The sequence below is a fragment of the Butyrivibrio sp. genome, from assembly GCF_017433805.1.
Lineage (GTDB): Bacteria > Bacillota > Clostridia > Lachnospirales > Lachnospiraceae > Butyrivibrio.
Window position 1 is genome coordinate 40,359 of the sequence record NZ_JAFRGN010000050.1, and the last position, 16,692, is coordinate 57,050.

Here is a 16,692-nt window from a genome sequence, read left to right on the forward strand (position 1 = left end):
GAGTGTGTATGAAAGTTATGTTTAGGAACGTTTTTTACAGAAGTATCGGAGTTTTGCTTTCCGTGGCAATGCTTTGTGGATGTGCAGCACAGGGGAACAGCGGAGATATAGCTGGTGATGCAGGCTCCTTAGCAAGTAGCACCTTAGCAAATAACATTTCAGCAAGTGACACAGAGGTGAGTGTTGCGCTTCTATCAGAGGATGTGAGCGAAGAATCCGTTAATAAAGTCAAGGATGCATGGCAGAGATTATCAGAAGTTGTGCCACTTTCAGATATTGAGTTTGCGATTGGCCCTGCTACTAGTCAGGTAAAAAGAGACGGCCTTGTAAACTTTACCGAAAAGGAAATCGGTGATGACAACTTCACTGAGATATTCACTGATAGGTGCACCGATTTACCATACTGGAAAACAGTTGGCTTGTCAGAATATGTATTTGACTATACGCCTGTTAATACAGAGGATGAGGCAAAAGAATATCTTGAAAAAAGAGAAGAGAAAACACTTCCTCTATTCGCCTTATTCTTTTTTGAGAAATTCTCTGAAGAAAGCGACTTGCAAATGTCCAGAGACTTGGCATATTACCTGACAAAATATGCTCTGGAGAAGTACTCTTACAATGACTTTTCTGCAAATGAGTACAGAAGCGAATGGCTTGCCGGGTTAGGAGCCACTGGCGATTTTAGATTTGATGAGATAGATGAAGCCATTGAAGCTTCCACAGTCGTGAAAAATGGAACAGCCGTCTATGTTAAATGTGCTGGAAATACATGGGAAATACGTGATGTTGAATGGCTTAAAACTGCTGATGAAGTCTATACTGTTTTGTACGAAACGGAGGAGGGAATACAGAAGCTCTGCAAAAGAATAGCTGCAGAATCAGATATTGTTGACGAAGAGGGCTTCAGGAAAGATGTTACAGTTATCCCCACAGACAAGACCAAAATGTCTAAGGCTGAAAATGGAGTAATAGAACTGGCCAATCCAATTCATTTTATTCATGAGTATGTCCATTGTACCTTGAGTTATTCTTATGAAGAAATGTGGCTTGTTGACGGGCTGGCAGAATACTATAGCGTAGAATACAAAGATGACTATACGTACAATCATGACAGGTGGGATGGCATCAGAGCCAAATGGTTTGATGAAGGCATTATGGATGATGAATCCAGGGCGGAAATTGAACAGGCCGGAGGCTTGGAATATGAAGAGGCTGTAAGAGATAACTATCTGATATTAAGAGAAAAAGATAAGGAAAAGAATAATCAGAAGTCCTGCTCTGCCTTTGCGGAGGGCATTGCTTACCTGACATACTTTGGATCAGAAAATCGAGATAAGCTTGTCGCGTATACAGGAACTATAAGAGACGTATACTATAACGAACAAGGGATGGATCTGGCAGATAGACTCGGAAATGAATTTGACTACAATGCAGCCATGGTTGTCACAGCCGATCTTATTGCAGAATATGGAGTTGACAGCATTATTTCATCCTCCGGATCCTTTGAAGAAGATTTTGGTCAGACGTCCGATGAATACATCCAGAACTACTTAGATAATAAATTGTATATGCACTTTTTAGAGGGCTAATAAAACTGACATTTCAGACCTGTTTTTGTATAATTGGGAGAGTATGTGTTGTTTACATATGTGGGAATGATAGTATTTGATTATAAATAAACACGGAGGCGGTTTTGGGAGACAGTTCACTATATCTTATCTTTTGTGTAGCGCTGGTGGTGATACTAACTGGCTGCATAATCATTTTAATAAGGAATTATCAGAAGCTGCTGAACAGGAACAATGCGCTTATTGAGACCATAGACAATCTGTCCAGACTCAATGACAAACTCAGAATGGACAGACATGACTATCTGAACCAGCTGCAGATCGTATACGGTCTCATGGAGCTTGAGGAATATGATGAAATGAATTCATACCTCAGGAAAGTGTACAAAGAGCTGCTGAAAACGGGAAAAGCTGTTAAGACGTCTAAGCCCGCCATTAATGCACTCCTTGCTGCCAAGTCCGCTGAAGCAGAAGCAAAAGAAATCGAGTTTCTGATCGAGGTTAAATCAGACCTTAAAAACCTGAATGTTGAGGACTGGGAGCTTTGCAAGGTGTTATCAAACCTCATAGATAATGCGGTAAAAGCCCTTGAGGACAGCGATGTTCAGGAAAAGAAAATCAGGATAAACATCACGGAATCGGAGCAGCAGTACATTTTCAGCGTTGAGAACAACGGTCCGGAAATCCCTTTGGAGATCAGAGACAGTATTTTCAAAAAAGGCTTTACCACCAAAAAGGAAGATGGACATGGAATGGGGCTTGCAATTGTTTCTGAGATAGTTAGTAAAGCAAAAGGAAAAATAGAACTTAAATCTGACGAGGACGAAACAAGTTTTACAGTCAGCTTTGGAAAGGAAGAGTAAAATGGGAACAGTTCAGATATTGGGTATTGTAGTTCTGATTATAGGAATCCTTCTCATTGGCGTAGAATTCTTCATGCCAGGGTTTGGATTACCTGGAATATCAGGAATAATATGTACCGCGGCAGGAATTTTTTTAACCGGAAGAAATGCTTCGGAGAGAATTCTGGTAGGTGTCATCGCAATTGTGGTGATCGCAGTGGTGCTAGTTTTTAGCATCGTGGTATTCAGTTCCAAGAAGATCAAATCTCCGATTAAGTTGGATACGGATCTTCAGGGCAAGAACCTGTTTATTGATGAAACCGATATGGAATACCTTATCGGGAAAAAAGGTGTTGCACTTACAGACCTTCGTCCTGCGGGAAAGGGCGAGTTTGACGGAGTTAAGCTGGATATCCTGTCATCGAATTATTACATAAAAAAGGATTCGGCTCTTGTGATAACAGAAGTTAAAAACAATAAGATAATTGTTCAGGAGGGGAAATAAATGAAATCAACTTTAATAATCGCAGCTCTTATAATAGTTCTGGTAGTAGTATTTTTTACAGTAATTCCTGTTGGAATGTGGATTTCAGCAGTGGCCAGCGGCGTTAAGATAAGCATCTTTACGCTGGTAGGAATGAAGCTTCGCCGTGTAAAACCAGCCAAGATCGTTGATCCTATGATAAAGGCAACCAAGGCAGGAATCGATGTTACGACCAATCAGCTTGAGGCTCATTATCTGGCAGGTGGTAATGTAGACAGCGTAGTTAATGCATTGATAGCCGCTGAAAGAGCTAGCATGAATCTTACCTTTGAGCAGGCTTCTGCAATTGATCTTGCAGGTCGTGACGTATTCGAAGCCGTTACCATGAGCGTAACACCTAAGGTTATCGAGACACCACAGATTTCAGCAGTAGCTAAAGATGGCATTGAGCTTCTGGTAAAGGCTCGTGTAACAGTAAGAACTAACATTGATCATCTCATTGGTGGTGCTGGTGAAGCTACAGTTCTTGCAAGAGTAGGTGAAGGAATTGTAACAACAGTAGGTTCTGCCCAGACTCACAGCAGCGTTCTTGAGAACCCTGATGACATTTCAAAGGTTGTTTTGGAAAAGGGACTTGATTCAAGCACAGCATACGAGATCATGTCAATTGATATAGCCGATATCGACATCGGACGAAACATTGGCGCTAACCTTCAGAGCCTTCAGGCGGAAGCTAACACCAAGATTGCTCAGGCAAAAGCAGAAGAAAGAAGAGCTATGGCTGTAGCCCTTGAGCAGGAGATGAAGGCTGAGGTAGTTAAGGCAGAGGCTGATATTCCAAGAGCAATGGCAGAGGCACTTAGATCAGGCAAGCTTGGCGTTCTTGATTATTACAATCTTAAGAATGTTCAGGCTGATACCAAGATGAAAAATGACATCGGCACCGGTGTTATGCAGTATGTAGAGAATAAGAAAGACAAACAGTAATTAAGGAGTTTCATTTATGCTGAAGGTAATGGTTGTCGAGGATGAAGAGCAGATTCGTATGATCCTTGGCAAGATGATAGAAAAAAGCGAGGGATGTCAGGTGGTTGCAAGCTGCGGAAATTTCGCAGCTGCAATCAGCGAGTTTATAAAGCTCCGCCCCGACGTGGTTTTCATGGATATAGATCTGGGCGGCGAGAGCGGTCTTGATTGCGCCAAGGCAATCACTGAGGTTGACCCAAAGGTGAAAATTGTCTTTGCCACTGCTCACAGCGAGTACATGGCAAACGCCTTTGAAATCTACGCTTTTGACTATCTGGTTAAGCCCTTTGACCTTGAGAGGATTACCAAGACCTTGACCAGAATCAAGAGCATGACTGAAACAGTACCTACAGAAGTGTCTACCGGAAAAAGTGATTCCTCTTTTGACAAGCTTGTGATCCGCGGTAAAGAGGAAATCAACCTCATCGACACCGAAGACATCATCATGGTTGAGCGAACCGACGGGATGACCAGGATAGTGACAAAGGATGAAGTTTTTTTAACAACAACATCTCTGTCTTCCGTTCAGGAGAAACTGGATCCAGCCAGATTCATGAGGTGTCATAAGTCCTACATCATCAGAACAGATGCTGTTAAAAAGCTTGAAATATATGGCAGATGGACCTACACTGTAACCCTTAAGGATACTGAAGAAACTGCTCTTATGACAGCTGATAAATATAACGAAATGAAACAGAATTTTGCATTTTGATGTTCTGGGATAATGACAGGAATATCCAATCTTTTCGTACAGAAGATGTTATGATAGAATGATATGCTTGTTATCAAGAAATAAAAAAGATTCTTTTTTAGAGTCAGAGAAATGGGGTATAAAAAATGGGCAGATATCGGGAGGTACATTCAGAGAAGGAAGCAAAGCGAAATGCCAGGAGATATGCAGCCACAATCTGGTGGGTACTGTGGGCTTTTTGCTTTATCATCTTAGCTTATACAGCTAGACTGCAGTATGTTGAGTACAAGAGTATTCAAGGCGCTAATAGTGTAGTTGCCAAATACACTTCTGACAAAAACGTTGAGCTTGCTACTTATACGGACGATGATGGTCGCTATCATTCCTACCACATAACAGGAATGGGTGCTGAGCACGATGGCGATTCAATAGTACTATACTATAAAGACGATATAAATCTTGCACAGCCACGCATAGGCGCAGCAACCTGGATCAGATCTTATGCTATATTTGGTATTGCCATTATACTTCTATCTATAAGATTGATAGTTGTATATAGGTCAGATCACAGCGTTTATGGCGATGGAAGTCTTTCAACAGACGAAATAAAAGTGCCAGTCGACGACTCGATAGGCATTATGTCAAAGTGAAAACTGTATTGAATTTGTTCAAACCGTTCAGTAATGAACTGAAAAGAAATGTATTTACCATGTCTCACTCCTCTTATAGAAATCGCTGCTTTATAGCGATTTCTATAAGAGGAGTGAGACATTTTGATTAAAGGTAATAGCACCGTATACGTTGACAACGTATATGATTCGATCTATACTTTAATAAAGTATAGACACTCAGGAGACAATGCATGGATATTTCAGAAAGAATAAAGGAATTACGAAAAAAGACCGGATTATCGCAAAGTAAATTTTCTGCCAAATTTGGGATTCCTGTAAGAACTCTTCAGCAGTGGGAACAGGGAATAAGCTCTCCTCCGGATTATTTGGTCAGAATGATGGCGTATATTATGCTGCTTGAGGAAAATGGACAAATAAAAAATGAAGGACTGATGGAGGAAAAATATGGGGATGGCGAATGATAAAGTTCAATTATTTGAAGATCAGCCAATCAGAACAGCGTGGGTCGAGGATGAGGAAGAATGGTATTTTTCAATTGTGGATGTGGTTGGCGCGCTTACGGAGCAAATTGATTATGAAAAAGCCAGAAAGTATTGGAACAAGCTTAAACAGAGGCTCAAAGAAGAAGGTAGTCAATTGGTGACAAATTGTCACCAGTTGAAAATGACCGCACAGGACGGAAAGAAAAGACTGACAGATGTGGCGAATACCGAACAGTTACTTCGTTTGATTCAGTCAATTCCCTCAAAAAAGGCAGAACCATTTAAAATGTGGCTGGCACAGGTTGGCAGGGAGCGAATTGAGGAGGTAATCGATCCTGAACTTACAATAGAGCGTGCATTGGAGACTTATGCTAAGAAGGGATATTCCAAAGAGTGGATTAATCAGCGGCTTCAGGCAATTCAGGTAAGAAAAGAACTTACAAATGAATGGGAAAATCGCGGAGTTAAGAAAGGTGCAGAATTTGCAATTCTTACAGACGAGATTACAAAGGCATGGTCCGGAATGACAACGCGTCAGTACAAAAACCTCAAGGGACTGAAGAAAGAAAATCTAAGAGATAATATGTCAACACTTGAGTTGGTGCTTAATATGCTGGCGGAGGCTACTACAACAGAGATTTCCAAGGAGAGGAAGCCGGAAACATTTGAAGAAAACTTGAATGTAGCAAATGAAGGTGGAGCAGCAGCCGGAGAAGCAAGAATTGCGGTAGAAAAGAGAACAGGTAAACCAGTAATAACAAGTAAAAATGCTGCACAGTTGCAGGATTTGGTTACTGGTCTTATAGGAGCAGAAGTTATTAAAAGCGAGGAAAATGATAACAAAAATTAAGTGATGAAGTATCGCCGGGCTAAATGTGGCGAATTCGCCATATTTAGAAGGCTGTTTTAACCGTATGGAATTCCATGCGGTTGAGTTGGTTTCATAGAACTGTCAAGATTCTTTTGACAGTTGCTGGGTAAAATTGAATCGGAAATATTACAGTAAAACTGCCACAGCTTGTGGCAGTTTTCTGTTTTTAGAAGCAAGATGTTGACATTTGAGACTTCTCAACATGCCATCAGTTCTAATATAATAAAGTCTATGAACGAAAGGGGCTTAATAAGCTATGAATTATACTGGTACACAAACACTAGAAACAGACAGATTGCTTCTGAGAAGATATACTAAAGACGATGCCCTGGCAGTGTACAAGAACTGGGCATCTGATGATGACGTTGCTAAGTTCCTGACATGGCCTACTCACGCGAACCAGGACGTAACACAGGAAGTGATCGACGACTGGGTTAATTGCTATTCAGATGATAAGTATTATCATTGGGCTATAGTATTAAAGGAAAACGGCAGCGAGCCTATTGGGGATATCGCTGTGGTTCACATGGATGAGAAAACTTCGATGGCTCATATCGGATATTGCATCGGAAGAGCGTGGTGGAACAAAGGCGTTACATCCGAGGCACTGCAAGCAGTTATGAATTATCTATTCGATGTTGCGGGCTTCAATCGTATCGAAGCAAGACATGATGCTAATAATCCTAATTCCGGAAAAGTGATGCTGAAATGCGGAATGAGGTATGAAGGCACAATGCGAAGCTCAGGATGGAACAATCAGGGTATTCACGATGAATGCTTCTACGCTCTTTTGAAAAGCGACAGGTGAGCTCTGGCAGAATAGCATATGAGATTGCTCTTGTAATAAATTATGGGGAAAAGAAAAAATGGGGAAAGTTATATTCTTAGACATTGACGGGGTTCTTAATTCCAATTTCTGGAATGCAGATCATCAGAGGGAAATCAGCGACGGCAAATACATAGACACAGAGAAAGTTAAGCTTCTGTCAGATTTGGTAAAAAAATCAGAGGCTTCGCTTATCTTGCATTCAGGCTGGAGATTCTGGTTTGATGGAGACGCGCAGCCAACGCGCCCTGAGGCAGAATATCTTGCAGCTCTTTTAAACAATGAAGGAATGACCGTTGCAGGAATGACACCGGATCTTACAACTGAAGAAATCAGAAGGACCAAGAAATTCAGCAAAGTAAAGGCTGACGAAATACTAAAGTGGCTTGAGAATCACTCTGAGACCGAGAGCTGGGTGGTGATCGACGATCTTGAGCTTCACAATGAAACAATAGCCAAATATCAGGTCATGACAGATCCTGAGCAGGGACTGACCGAGGCGGATGTTGAGAAAGCGCTGGGGATACTATGTTGAAAACATACTTTGACGATGGAACAATCAAGATTCGTAGCATGCTAGAGTCAGATGCGAAGATTATCTATGACACATACGATTCATACGGATGGCATCCACAGATGTCAACATATGAGGACTACTATAAGGAGCAGGAATCTGGTAAAAGAGCTGTCTTCATAGCTGAGTACGAAGGCAGCGTTGCAGGACTATGCACTCTTTTACTAAATCCGACTGAAGGTCCATGGCTTGATACGAACTGGCCAGAGATAGTCGATTTATGTGTGTTCTTCAACACTCATAACAAAGGAATTGGAACTAAGCTCCTGGATGCCGCAGAGGCAGAGGCTGCAAAAATTGCAGACCACGTTTTTCTAGCGGTTGGAGTTCATTCCGGATATGGCCCGGCACAGAGAATGTACGTAAAAAGAGGCTACAACTTTGATGGCAGCGGAGTCTGGTATAAAGGAAAGCAATTAGGTCAGTACGAACCTTGCTGTAACGATGACGATCTTCTTTTGTTTATGGCCAAAGAACTGCAGAAATAAGCAAAAGAGTTACTGGGGATTGGCAATAGTCCTTGCAAAGGAGTAAATACTGTGAGAACAAAACACGTAGTAGTGCTTCCCTATGATGCACAGTGGAAGCAAGACTTCACCAATATAAAAAGAGAAATTGAAGATGCACTAGGAGAGACTGCGGTCTCGATAGAGCATGTTGGAAGCACTTCAGTTGAGGGACTCGCAGCCAAACCGATAATCGATATTGACGTAGTTGTAGCAAATTCTGATGTTCAAAAGGCAATAGACAAGCTGTCAACAATAGGCTATATCCACGAAGGAAATCTTGGAATTGAGGGACGCGAGGCTTTCGCATACGAGGGAAAAGAGCATTTGAGGACGCATCATTTATACGTCTGCCCGGAAGATTCTCCAGAGCTTAAGAAACACTTGATGTTCAGGGATTATCTAAGAAGTCATAAAGAGGCTACTCTCCAGTATGGAAATATCAAGCTGGAAGCAGCCAAGCTATATCCTGACAATATTGAGAAGTATATCGAATACAAGTCACCTTTTATCGAAAGTATATATGCTGAAATAGAAAAATGACCATAACAATTATCCGACATGGCAAAGTGAATCATACATGGAAAAAGAGTTGTACCTCTGCAGAGTTTGATGAGGAGTGCAGGCTTTATGACATTGCGTCAATCGAAAATATGTCATGCTCGAAGACTTACAATGTATCAAAAGTTTACATCAGCACCCTTGATAGAAGCTATCAGACTGCAAGACAATTGTTCGGGGAAAGAGAATTTGCGAAGACAGACCTTATAAATGAAGTGCCACTAAGGTCAGCTTTTGACACGAAAAAGAAATTACCTCTTTGGTTCTGGAATGTGACAGGGCGGTTGCAGTGGCTATGTAATTCCAATAGACAACCGGAGACCAAACGTCAAACGAATGAGAGGGCGAAACGTTTTGTGCAAGAGCTGATAAATAATGCTGAGGATTGCACAATAGTCACTCATGGATTCTTCATGCATACCCTTATTTCAGAGATGAAGCGAAGCGGTTTTAGACCAGATAAGACAAGCCTTAGTTATCAAAATGGAGAAGCAATAAAACTATATTATTAAGCCGTAGAAAAAAATATTTTCCGGATGTATAGAGGAACTTAAGGATGAAATGCTGGATGGAATGGGTTCCTAGAAATGATCTGAAAAATGTTGATACTGTTGCTGATCTGGAAGAACTTCTTCAGGTGATGGAATGCGATGAGCTGACTGAGTTTCAGTATTTAGTAAACGGAGACGAATGGACTGTGTCTATTAAATAAACATTCGGAGAGTTGATGCAGGTATGAATAATGGGGGAAAAGAAGATGAGTAATGTTGAATACTCATTGTGTGAGAATCAGCTTAAGGCAGAAGATTTCATTAGACTAAAAGGGGCAGCAGGTTTTAGAGAAAGACCAATAGAACTTGTAGAGAAGGCTCTGTCAAATAATCTTTTTGATCTGACCGCCGTGGTGAATGGCGAAGTCATTGGAATGGGACGACTTGTGGGCGATGGCGTAATGTACTGGTACCTGCAGGAAATCGTTGTCCTTCCGGAATATCAGAATCAAGGCATTGGCACAGCCATTGTGAACAGGCTTCTTGAGTACATTACAGAACATACAGAGCCTGGAAACTTCACCAGCGTAGGTCTTACAGCTGCTGAGGGAAAAGAGGGATTCTATGAGAGATTCGGATTCTCAAAGAGCCGTGGTATGACAAAATACATTGAACGATAACAAGATAGAAATGATCAATAAAGAATGTTATCCGAGGACAGAAGATATGAAGGAAAGAGACATTTTAGGTGAAAACCGGTTTGAAACATATACTAAAACTCGCGAGGGATGCCGCGCAGTGATCGTTCAGGATGGGAAGATTCTTTTGTCACATGAGCATGTCGTAGGATGGTGGCTGATTCCCGGAGGAGGGCTGGAAGAAGGCGAAACTCTTGAGGAATGCGTCGTTCGAGAGGTAGAGGAGGAAACTGGTAAAATTGTGCGCCCGCTTTATCAGTACCTTAAGATAAACGAGTATTACGAAGAATGGCGATATATAGACGACTATTTTGTCTGTGAGCTTGTTGGAGATGGGCAGATGAAGCTAACCGAAGCTGAAATACGAAGGGGCGTCAAACCTGAGTGGATTCCACTTGAAGATGCTATAGAAATGTTCTCTAAACATCAGGACTATGCAGAGACAGAAGAGGAAAAAAGAGGTGCATTCCTGAGGGAATACATTGCTCTACAGGAATATGTGAAAACAATAGGGTGGCACTATAAGTAATCGGGGAGGCAACATGTTACCAACACCAGAAGAGGCATTTGAGGAATTAAAGATAGCGGAGGAGCGTAATCCAGGGCCATGGGTCAAGCATTCTATAAATGTTGGAATAGCAGCACGTAATATTGCAGAGAAGATTCCTGGCATGGATGCAGAAAAGGCCTATGTTGTGGGACTATTGCATGACATTGGCAGAAGAGCTAAGTTTGGTTTTGTAGATATTCCAACTCATGTGTACGAAGGTTACATGTACTGCATGGAGAAGGGTTGGGACGAGGCTGCGAGGATTTGCATGACTCACTCATATCTTCACATGAAGGATGAGTTTGAAGGCTACGAGCCAGAGGCTGAGCACGAGAAGGCAATCAAAGAGTATATCATGAATTGTGAGCCTGACTGTTACGACAGACTCATACAGCTTTGCGATTCACTTGCCACAGATTATGGCTTTGTAATTTTGGAAAAGAGATTCGTAGATGTTACAAGGCGCTATGGAATAATGGAAGATTACATCAAGGGTTGGGAAGTTGCCTTTGACATAAAGGAGAAATTCGAAGAGCAGATGGGCTGCTCAATTTATGACGTGCTTCCTGATATCGGCAAGACAACTCTTTTAACACCCAAGCCATGGAAGCCGCCAGTAGCCGTTGCAGAGAGTAATTGATAATAGTTTCTAATCAGCAGATACTGCTAGCATAACGAAGTAATCCATGACGAGTAAAACAGCTCAGGAGAGACCCAAATGGAAAACGAGAACATACAGCTCCCAGAGAGGCTGGAGCGAACAACCATATATGAGAGTGACTACGTGTGCCTGTACGCCGACAAGGTCAGGCTCCCAAGCGGCGCCATCATCGACAAGTATCACCAGATCCACTATCCACATGACGCTGTCGTAGTAGTCATTTACAACGACAAGGACGAAATCCTGATGATCAGGGAAAAGAGATACACCGTCGGAAGGCTCGAATGGGAAGTGCCTGCAGGCAGAGTCGAGGACGGCGAGGAGCCGGAGGAAGCGGCAAGGCGTGAAGCTATGGAAGAGACGGGATGCACCATCAAGGACCTGAAGTTCCTCTGCTCATACAATTCTGCCAACGGAATGTCGGATCACTTGCTGCACCTGTACGCAGCCAAGGTGGACTCAGAGTCTACAATCCAGGATGTGGACGAGGTTGCCTACAAGGTGTGGATGCCTATTCCCGAGGTAAAAGAGCTGCTTCGAACCAACGGAACCAAGGACGGCGTTTCCATGATGGCGATTCTGTACGCGCTCGAATTTTATCACTGATCAACCGGAGGAGTTATGGCAAAAGACACAGCGGCAAGGACATTTAAAGACATCTTGGGAAAAGAGCATTGCTACAGCTGCCTTGGATGCGCGATTGGAAGCGGAGAAATGGAACTTCCGGGCGGAGTTATATATGATGGAGAAGGCATCATTTTGGCTGCAGATCCGGAGATTCCGATACCGGGATTTCTCGTAATAACCAGCAAAAGACACATACAGTCTTTTTCAGAACTGACAGCAGAAGAAATTACAGAAGTTGGCACCACTATAGCCAGAGCAGAGAAAGCGTTAAAAGAGCTGGGTATAGCAAAGGAAATCACACTTGTTCAGGAAGAGAGATCCAAGCATTTTCATATCTGGATTTTTGCCCATCATGAGTGGATGAAGGAAAAATTCGGAACAGGAATTAGCTATCTGAGAGATATCTCAGCCTACGCAAGGCAGAACGCCAGCGAAAAAGATATCGAGGCAGTGCTGGATGCTGTTCAAAAGATAAAGGTAAATTTTTAAGAGAAGAAACAGGGGGAGATTATGCACTTTGTTGATGCCAAAGGGATACTGAGTACCAGCGGCGGCCGGTGCGGAATGAATATTTACAGAGGGTGTACACATGGGTGCATCTATTGTGATAGCAGGAGTAAGTGCTACCAGTTCACCCACGAGTTTGAGGACATAGAAGTTAAGCAGAATGCGCCTGAACTCTTGGAGAAGGCCCTTAAATCCAAGCGTAAAAAAGTGATGATCGGCACCGGGGCGATGTCGGATCCTTACATGCACTGTGAAGAACAGCTTCGCATGACGAGAAAGTGTCTGGAGATCATAAAGCGATACGGCTTTGGACTTGCGATACAGACTAAGTCTGACAGGATACTTCAGGACATAGATCTTCTCGAAGAAATTAACCACGAGGCTAAGTGCGTTGTGCAGATGACGCTTACCACCTACGATGATGACCTGTGCAAGATACTCGAACCTAACGTCTGCAATACCAAAAGACGTATCGAAGTATTAGAAGAAATGCAGAAGCGCGGAATTCCAACCATTGTGTGGGTTACACCGATGCTTCCTTTTATAAATGATACAGAGGAGAACTTAACTGCAATCCTTGATGAATGTGGAAGAGTAGGTGTTCGCGGAATCATAGATTTTGGAATGGGCTTAACTCTTCGCGAGGGCGACAGGGAGTATTACTACGAAGCTTTGGACAAGCACTTCCCAGGGTTAAAAGAACGCTACATTGAGACTTATGGAAATGCATATGAGCTTCCTAGTCCAAACCAAAAGGAACTGTTGGAAGTCCTTAAGCAGAAATGTGGTGAATACAATATGTTCAGCACACCTGATGAATGCTTCAGGTTTATGAGCGAGTTTCCTGAGAGGTACAAGCAAATGAGCCTATTCGATCTGTGAGATGCTTAAAAGACAGAATATAGATATATAGAACATAGTAGATATTCAGATATATAATTCATTAGAAGTGAGAAATAGTTATGAGATTAATTTTTTATCGCCACGGCGATCCAGATTATGCGATCGACAACCTGACAGAGCAGGGCAAAATAGAGGCTGAGCTGCTTGCAAGTCAGATCAAGAGCTTTGGTCTTGATGACATTTACGTGTCACCACTTGGTAGAGCCCAGGCTACAGCCGAGTATTCCCTGAAGGTTCTCGGAAGAGATGATGCAGTTGTCTGCGACTGGTTAAAAGAATTCCCGGCTCTTTTTGATCCAAATGTAGCAGATGAGGCGACTAAGAAAGCCTACGCAACAGAACTCAAATATAATGAAGAAACAAATCAGTACGACAAGCGAATTGTCTGGGATATGCTTCCTTCATATTATGGTAGTCATCCAGAGCTTTTTGACGTGAATGGATGGAGAGATTCAGAGCTGGTCAAAGCTTCCAACATGTGCGAGGTCTATGATTACGTCGTAAGTTCTTTTGACAAGCTGTTGGCTGATTATGGCTACGAGAGAAATGGGAATATATATAAGGTAAAAGAGAATAATGACAAGGTTCTGGGATTCTTTTGCCACTTCGGTATTACGTCTGTCCTGTTGTCACATCTGTGGAATGTTTCGCCGTTTGTTCCAATGCAGTTTCTTGCTATGGCGCCAACATCAGTAACCGAAGTGGTTACAGAGGAAAGAGAAAAAGGAATCGCCATATTCAGGACTCTTAGAATAGGAGATACCACGCACCTTACAATTGGAGGAGAGAAGCCATCTTTTTCTGCTAGGTTCTGTGAAAAATTTGAGAATATGGACGAGAGACACTAACCATTAGAGGATACCTAAGGGTATGTGGATACATCTCGCCCACATTTGAAAATATCAGAATAATAGTGTATAAAAATAAAGATAAATTTAATTAATTAAGGATGGTAATTTGTGAAACACGATAGAGGTTCTTTTTCAGGAAAAATAGGATTTGTACTTTCGGCAGCCGGAGCTTCGGTAGGCCTTGGTAATATTTGGAGATTCCCATATCTATGCGCAAAGTATGGTGGAGGAATCTTTCTTCTTGTGTATATTCTTTTGGCAGTTACTTTTGGTTACACAATGATTGTTGCTGAGACAGCCATTGGACGTAATACCAAGAAGAGCCCGGTTGGTGCATTCCATGCCCTTAGCGGAAGCAAGGCAATGGGAATTGGCGGTTGGATAAATGCCATTATTCCAATACTTATTGTGCCTTATTATTCAGTAATCGGTGGTTGGGTTTGTAAGTATCTTTTTGAGTACATCGTTAAGGATGCGGAAACAATAGCAGCGGATGATTTCTTTGTGAACTTCATTACAAACGGAGCTGCTTCAGAGTTTTGGTTTATTTTCTTTTCAGTGCTGGTTCTGGCTGTAATTTTCATGGGAGTCAGAAATGGAATTGAGCGTGTGTCCAGAATGATGATGCCTGTGCTTGTTGTACTTGCTGTAATTATCTGCGTTTACTCAGTTACAAGACCAGGAGCACTGGTGGGAGTTAAGTATCTCTTTGTACCTAATTTCGAGAACTTCTCAATCATGACTGTTGTTACAGCAATGGGCCAGATGTTCTACTCTCTTTCAATAGCTATGGGTATTCTGATCACTTTTGGATCTTATGTAAAAAAAGAAGTCAGCATTGAAGAATCAACCAAGCAGGTTGAGATATTTGATACAGCGATAGCGATTCTTGCCAGCCTTATGATCATTCCTGCAGTGTTTGCTTTTTCAGGCGGAGATCAGTCTGCGCTGAAGGCAGGTCCATCACTGATGTTTATCACCATGCCCAAAATATTTGCCAACATGGGAGTAGGAAGACTAATCGGAATTCTGTTTTTTGCTCTTGTTCTTCTTGCTGCAGTGACCAGCGCTATTGCGCTTACAGAGAGCGCTGTATCAACTTTTGCAGACGAGTTTAAATGGAGCAGGAAAAAAGGAACAGTGATCATGGCAGTGATCATGGTTATTCTCGGAAGTCTTTCTTCACTTGGCAACGGCCCACTTTCTAATATAACAATCATCGGAATGCCATTTCTGGATTTCTTTGACTTTTTGACAAATTCAGTAATGATGCCGATAGCTGCCCTTGCAACATGTATCCTTATCACTAAATATATGGGCATTGACGGACTTCAGGCAGAGGTTGAACAGGATGGACATCCTTTCCGCAGAAAGGGTATCTTCTCATTCATGATCAAGTTCCTTTGTCCTCTGTTTGTAATTATCATTCTGGTAAGTGCCATCGCTAACGTTTTTGGTCTTATCAGCATGTAAGAACTATACAGGTCAGAAGTTTATAAATATCGTGCGAGAAAACCCCTTCCGATGAAGTCGGTTGTGGGATGAATCGCACTAGCTTTTCTTTTTGTATTTCCCCGTCTTAATGTATTTGCGTTTGTGTTCCTCTGTTCGTTGATCTTCAATGTATTTCTTGACAGTATCAAGAGAAACACTTCCGGTAGTGGCACAGAAGTAACTTGCACCCCAGAAGGGTGAATCTCCCCATAGGTATTTCTCAACGTGTGTTCTATATGTATTTCTCACTTCTTTGGACAGCTGTGATTACTTTCTTTCTGTATTTAGTCACGAAAATTACATGGTATGTGAGTTTGTATACGGAATGTGAGCCTCTTCTGTACTCGTTCAGGATATCTGATTCCAGCATCGATTTCTGCATAAATTTACTTCTTATACAAAGAGAACATATGTTTGTGTTTTTCTGAAAAGTGTGCTATAAAACTAACTATAGAATACTGCTAAGGAATTTAAAACCGTGTACAGAACAAGGCAATACAGAATAAACCCAAACCACATACTCTATGACTATTGCAGGGATATCTGCAGATCATCAGCCGTTCTGTACAACAGGGCAAATTTCATCTTAAGGCAGTATTCGTCTGCAGTAGATTCAATGGTCTTGTTCAAGCCTCTTTTCTTCAATCAGATGATGATTTACAGGCTCGTAAGGGATAATCTTTCAGGGACTAAATATCTTGGTGACAGCAAATGGCTCACATATAATGCTCTTGACCATCTGCTTAAGATAACAAGGGATAAGGCATACTATGCCCTTCCGTCACAGGCTAATCAGCAGATATTGAAACTCCTTCTTAGGGACTATAAGTCTTTCTTTGAAGCTGTA

At 42.0% G+C, this 16,692-nt stretch carries 23 protein-coding genes and 1 pseudogene; 23 read left to right on the forward strand and 1 reads right to left on the reverse strand.

Features of this window, described 5'->3' with window-relative positions; genetic code table 11:
• The first annotated feature begins 8 nt into the window (after nt 1-8).
• The 22 genes from IJI01_RS12520 (at nt 9) to IJI01_RS12620 (ending at nt 15,824) form a co-directional block, all read left to right on the forward strand.
• Complete coding sequence (locus IJI01_RS12520) at nt 9-1,589, forward strand: hypothetical protein (protein WP_292190892.1); 1,581 nt, start codon at nt 9-11, stop codon at nt 1,587-1,589.
• A 104-nt stretch (nt 1,590-1,693) separates the two neighbouring features.
• Nucleotides 1,694-2,431, forward strand: coding sequence for a sensor histidine kinase (locus IJI01_RS12525; RefSeq protein ID WP_292190896.1), 738 nt, complete (start codon nt 1,694-1,696; stop codon nt 2,429-2,431).
• 1 nt (nt 2,432) lies between these two features.
• Complete coding sequence (locus IJI01_RS12530) at nt 2,433-2,915, forward strand: NfeD family protein (protein WP_292190898.1); 483 nt, start codon at nt 2,433-2,435, stop codon at nt 2,913-2,915.
• Nucleotides 2,916-3,881, forward strand: a complete 966-nt coding sequence (gene floA, locus IJI01_RS12535; RefSeq protein ID WP_292190900.1) for a flotillin-like protein FloA — start codon at nt 2,916-2,918, stop codon at nt 3,879-3,881.
• 16 nt (nt 3,882-3,897) lie between these two features.
• Nucleotides 3,898-4,632 carry a LytR/AlgR family response regulator transcription factor gene (locus tag IJI01_RS12540; RefSeq protein WP_292190903.1) on the forward strand — a complete coding sequence of 245 codons (735 nt, stop codon included), beginning with the start codon at nt 3,898-3,900 and terminating at the stop codon, nt 4,630-4,632.
• 125 nt (nt 4,633-4,757) lie between these two features.
• Nucleotides 4,758-5,261, forward strand: a complete 504-nt coding sequence (locus IJI01_RS12545; RefSeq protein ID WP_292190905.1) for a hypothetical protein — start codon at nt 4,758-4,760, stop codon at nt 5,259-5,261.
• A 212-nt stretch (nt 5,262-5,473) separates the two neighbouring features.
• Nucleotides 5,474-5,704, forward strand: coding sequence for a helix-turn-helix domain-containing protein (locus IJI01_RS12550; RefSeq protein ID WP_292190907.1), 231 nt, complete (start codon nt 5,474-5,476; stop codon nt 5,702-5,704).
• Nucleotides 5,688-6,575, forward strand: a complete 888-nt coding sequence (locus IJI01_RS12555) for a BRO-N domain-containing protein (protein ID WP_292190910.1) — start codon at nt 5,688-5,690, stop codon at nt 6,573-6,575. Before IJI01_RS12550 ends, IJI01_RS12555 begins: the two co-directional genes overlap by 17 nt.
• Before the next feature lie 277 nt (nt 6,576-6,852).
• Complete coding sequence (locus IJI01_RS12560; RefSeq protein WP_292190913.1) at nt 6,853-7,404, forward strand: GNAT family N-acetyltransferase; 552 nt, start codon at nt 6,853-6,855, stop codon at nt 7,402-7,404.
• A 58-nt stretch (nt 7,405-7,462) separates the two neighbouring features.
• Nucleotides 7,463-7,957, forward strand: a complete 495-nt coding sequence (locus IJI01_RS12565; RefSeq protein WP_292190915.1) for an HAD domain-containing protein — start codon at nt 7,463-7,465, stop codon at nt 7,955-7,957.
• Nucleotides 7,951-8,484, forward strand: coding sequence for a GNAT family N-acetyltransferase (locus tag IJI01_RS12570; protein ID WP_292190918.1), 534 nt, complete (start codon nt 7,951-7,953; stop codon nt 8,482-8,484). Before IJI01_RS12565 ends, IJI01_RS12570 begins: the two co-directional genes overlap by 7 nt.
• 51 nt (nt 8,485-8,535) lie before the next feature.
• On the forward strand, nt 8,536-9,045 hold the full coding sequence (locus IJI01_RS12575) for a GrpB family protein (RefSeq protein WP_292190921.1): 510 nt from the start codon (nt 8,536-8,538) through the stop codon (nt 9,043-9,045).
• Nucleotides 9,046-9,155: 110 nt separating this feature from the next.
• Nucleotides 9,156-9,575 (forward strand): histidine phosphatase family protein, encoded by a 420-nt coding sequence (locus IJI01_RS14940; RefSeq protein ID WP_442861686.1) that lies wholly within the window; start codon nt 9,156-9,158, stop codon nt 9,573-9,575.
• Nucleotides 9,576-9,619: 44 nt separating this feature from the next.
• Nucleotides 9,620-9,775 carry a hypothetical protein gene (locus IJI01_RS12580; protein ID WP_292190924.1) on the forward strand — a complete coding sequence of 52 codons (156 nt, stop codon included), beginning with the start codon at nt 9,620-9,622 and terminating at the stop codon, nt 9,773-9,775.
• A gap of 45 nt (nt 9,776-9,820) precedes the next feature.
• Nucleotides 9,821-10,234 carry a GNAT family N-acetyltransferase gene (locus IJI01_RS12585; RefSeq protein ID WP_292190928.1) on the forward strand — a complete coding sequence of 138 codons (414 nt, stop codon included), beginning with the start codon at nt 9,821-9,823 and terminating at the stop codon, nt 10,232-10,234.
• Nucleotides 10,235-10,280: 46 nt separating this feature from the next.
• Nucleotides 10,281-10,781, forward strand: a complete 501-nt coding sequence (locus IJI01_RS12590; RefSeq protein WP_292190930.1) for an NUDIX domain-containing protein — start codon at nt 10,281-10,283, stop codon at nt 10,779-10,781.
• 13 nt (nt 10,782-10,794) lie between these two features.
• A complete protein-coding gene (locus tag IJI01_RS12595) occupies nt 10,795-11,442 on the forward strand; it encodes an HD domain-containing protein (RefSeq protein WP_292190932.1) in 648 nt (215 codons plus the stop codon).
• 78 nt (nt 11,443-11,520) lie between these two features.
• On the forward strand, nt 11,521-12,069 hold the full coding sequence (locus IJI01_RS12600; protein WP_292190936.1) for an NUDIX hydrolase: 549 nt from the start codon (nt 11,521-11,523) through the stop codon (nt 12,067-12,069).
• A gap of 15 nt (nt 12,070-12,084) precedes the next feature.
• Complete coding sequence (locus tag IJI01_RS12605; RefSeq protein ID WP_292190940.1) at nt 12,085-12,579, forward strand: HIT family protein; 495 nt, start codon at nt 12,085-12,087, stop codon at nt 12,577-12,579.
• A gap of 21 nt (nt 12,580-12,600) precedes the next feature.
• The gene (locus IJI01_RS12610) at nt 12,601-13,479 is read left to right on the forward strand and encodes an SPL family radical SAM protein (protein ID WP_292190943.1); all 879 of its coding nucleotides are present in this window, start codon (nt 12,601-12,603) and stop codon (nt 13,477-13,479) included.
• Between the two features lie 80 nt (nt 13,480-13,559).
• The gene (locus IJI01_RS12615) at nt 13,560-14,348 is read left to right on the forward strand and encodes a histidine phosphatase family protein (protein WP_292190946.1); all 789 of its coding nucleotides are present in this window, start codon (nt 13,560-13,562) and stop codon (nt 14,346-14,348) included.
• Between the two features lie 111 nt (nt 14,349-14,459).
• Complete coding sequence (locus tag IJI01_RS12620; RefSeq protein ID WP_292190949.1) at nt 14,460-15,824, forward strand: sodium-dependent transporter; 1,365 nt, start codon at nt 14,460-14,462, stop codon at nt 15,822-15,824.
• 78 nt (nt 15,825-15,902) lie between these two features.
• Here IJI01_RS12620 and IJI01_RS14945 read toward each other — a convergent pair whose 3' ends face one another.
• Nucleotides 15,903-16,094, reverse strand: a complete 192-nt coding sequence (locus IJI01_RS14945; protein WP_442861685.1) for a transposase — start codon at nt 16,092-16,094, stop codon at nt 15,903-15,905.
• A gap of 229 nt (nt 16,095-16,323) precedes the next feature.
• Between IJI01_RS14945 and IJI01_RS12630 the strand changes: the two are divergent.
• Nucleotides 16,324-16,692: pseudogene (locus tag IJI01_RS12630) on the forward strand (RNA-guided endonuclease InsQ/TnpB family protein); the annotation flags it as partial.

Coding starts and splice junctions, on each gene's coding strand:
- IJI01_RS12520 (WP_292190892.1), top strand. CDS start 9: ATGAAAGTTATGTTTAGGAACGTTTTTTACAGAAGTATCGGAGTTTTG.
- IJI01_RS12530 (WP_292190898.1), top strand. CDS start 2,433: ATGGGAACAGTTCAGATATTGGGTATTGTAGTTCTGATTATAGGAATC.
- floA (WP_292190900.1), top strand. CDS start 2,916: ATGAAATCAACTTTAATAATCGCAGCTCTTATAATAGTTCTGGTAGTA.
- IJI01_RS12540 (WP_292190903.1), top strand. CDS start 3,898: ATGCTGAAGGTAATGGTTGTCGAGGATGAAGAGCAGATTCGTATGATC.
- IJI01_RS12545 (WP_292190905.1), top strand. CDS start 4,758: ATGGGCAGATATCGGGAGGTACATTCAGAGAAGGAAGCAAAGCGAAAT.
- IJI01_RS12550 (WP_292190907.1), top strand. CDS start 5,474: ATGGATATTTCAGAAAGAATAAAGGAATTACGAAAAAAGACCGGATTA.
- IJI01_RS12555 (WP_292190910.1), top strand. CDS start 5,688: ATGGGGATGGCGAATGATAAAGTTCAATTATTTGAAGATCAGCCAATC.
- IJI01_RS12560 (WP_292190913.1), top strand. CDS start 6,853: ATGAATTATACTGGTACACAAACACTAGAAACAGACAGATTGCTTCTG.
- IJI01_RS12565 (WP_292190915.1), top strand. CDS start 7,463: ATGGGGAAAGTTATATTCTTAGACATTGACGGGGTTCTTAATTCCAAT.
- IJI01_RS12570 (WP_292190918.1), top strand. CDS start 7,951: ATGTTGAAAACATACTTTGACGATGGAACAATCAAGATTCGTAGCATG.
- IJI01_RS14940 (WP_442861686.1), top strand. CDS start 9,156: ATGTCATGCTCGAAGACTTACAATGTATCAAAAGTTTACATCAGCACC.
- IJI01_RS12580 (WP_292190924.1), top strand. CDS start 9,620: ATGAAATGCTGGATGGAATGGGTTCCTAGAAATGATCTGAAAAATGTT.
- IJI01_RS12585 (WP_292190928.1), top strand. CDS start 9,821: ATGAGTAATGTTGAATACTCATTGTGTGAGAATCAGCTTAAGGCAGAA.
- IJI01_RS12590 (WP_292190930.1), top strand. CDS start 10,281: ATGAAGGAAAGAGACATTTTAGGTGAAAACCGGTTTGAAACATATACT.
- IJI01_RS12595 (WP_292190932.1), top strand. CDS start 10,795: ATGTTACCAACACCAGAAGAGGCATTTGAGGAATTAAAGATAGCGGAG.
- IJI01_RS12600 (WP_292190936.1), top strand. CDS start 11,521: ATGGAAAACGAGAACATACAGCTCCCAGAGAGGCTGGAGCGAACAACC.
- IJI01_RS12605 (WP_292190940.1), top strand. CDS start 12,085: ATGGCAAAAGACACAGCGGCAAGGACATTTAAAGACATCTTGGGAAAA.
- IJI01_RS12610 (WP_292190943.1), top strand. CDS start 12,601: ATGCACTTTGTTGATGCCAAAGGGATACTGAGTACCAGCGGCGGCCGG.
- IJI01_RS12615 (WP_292190946.1), top strand. CDS start 13,560: ATGAGATTAATTTTTTATCGCCACGGCGATCCAGATTATGCGATCGAC.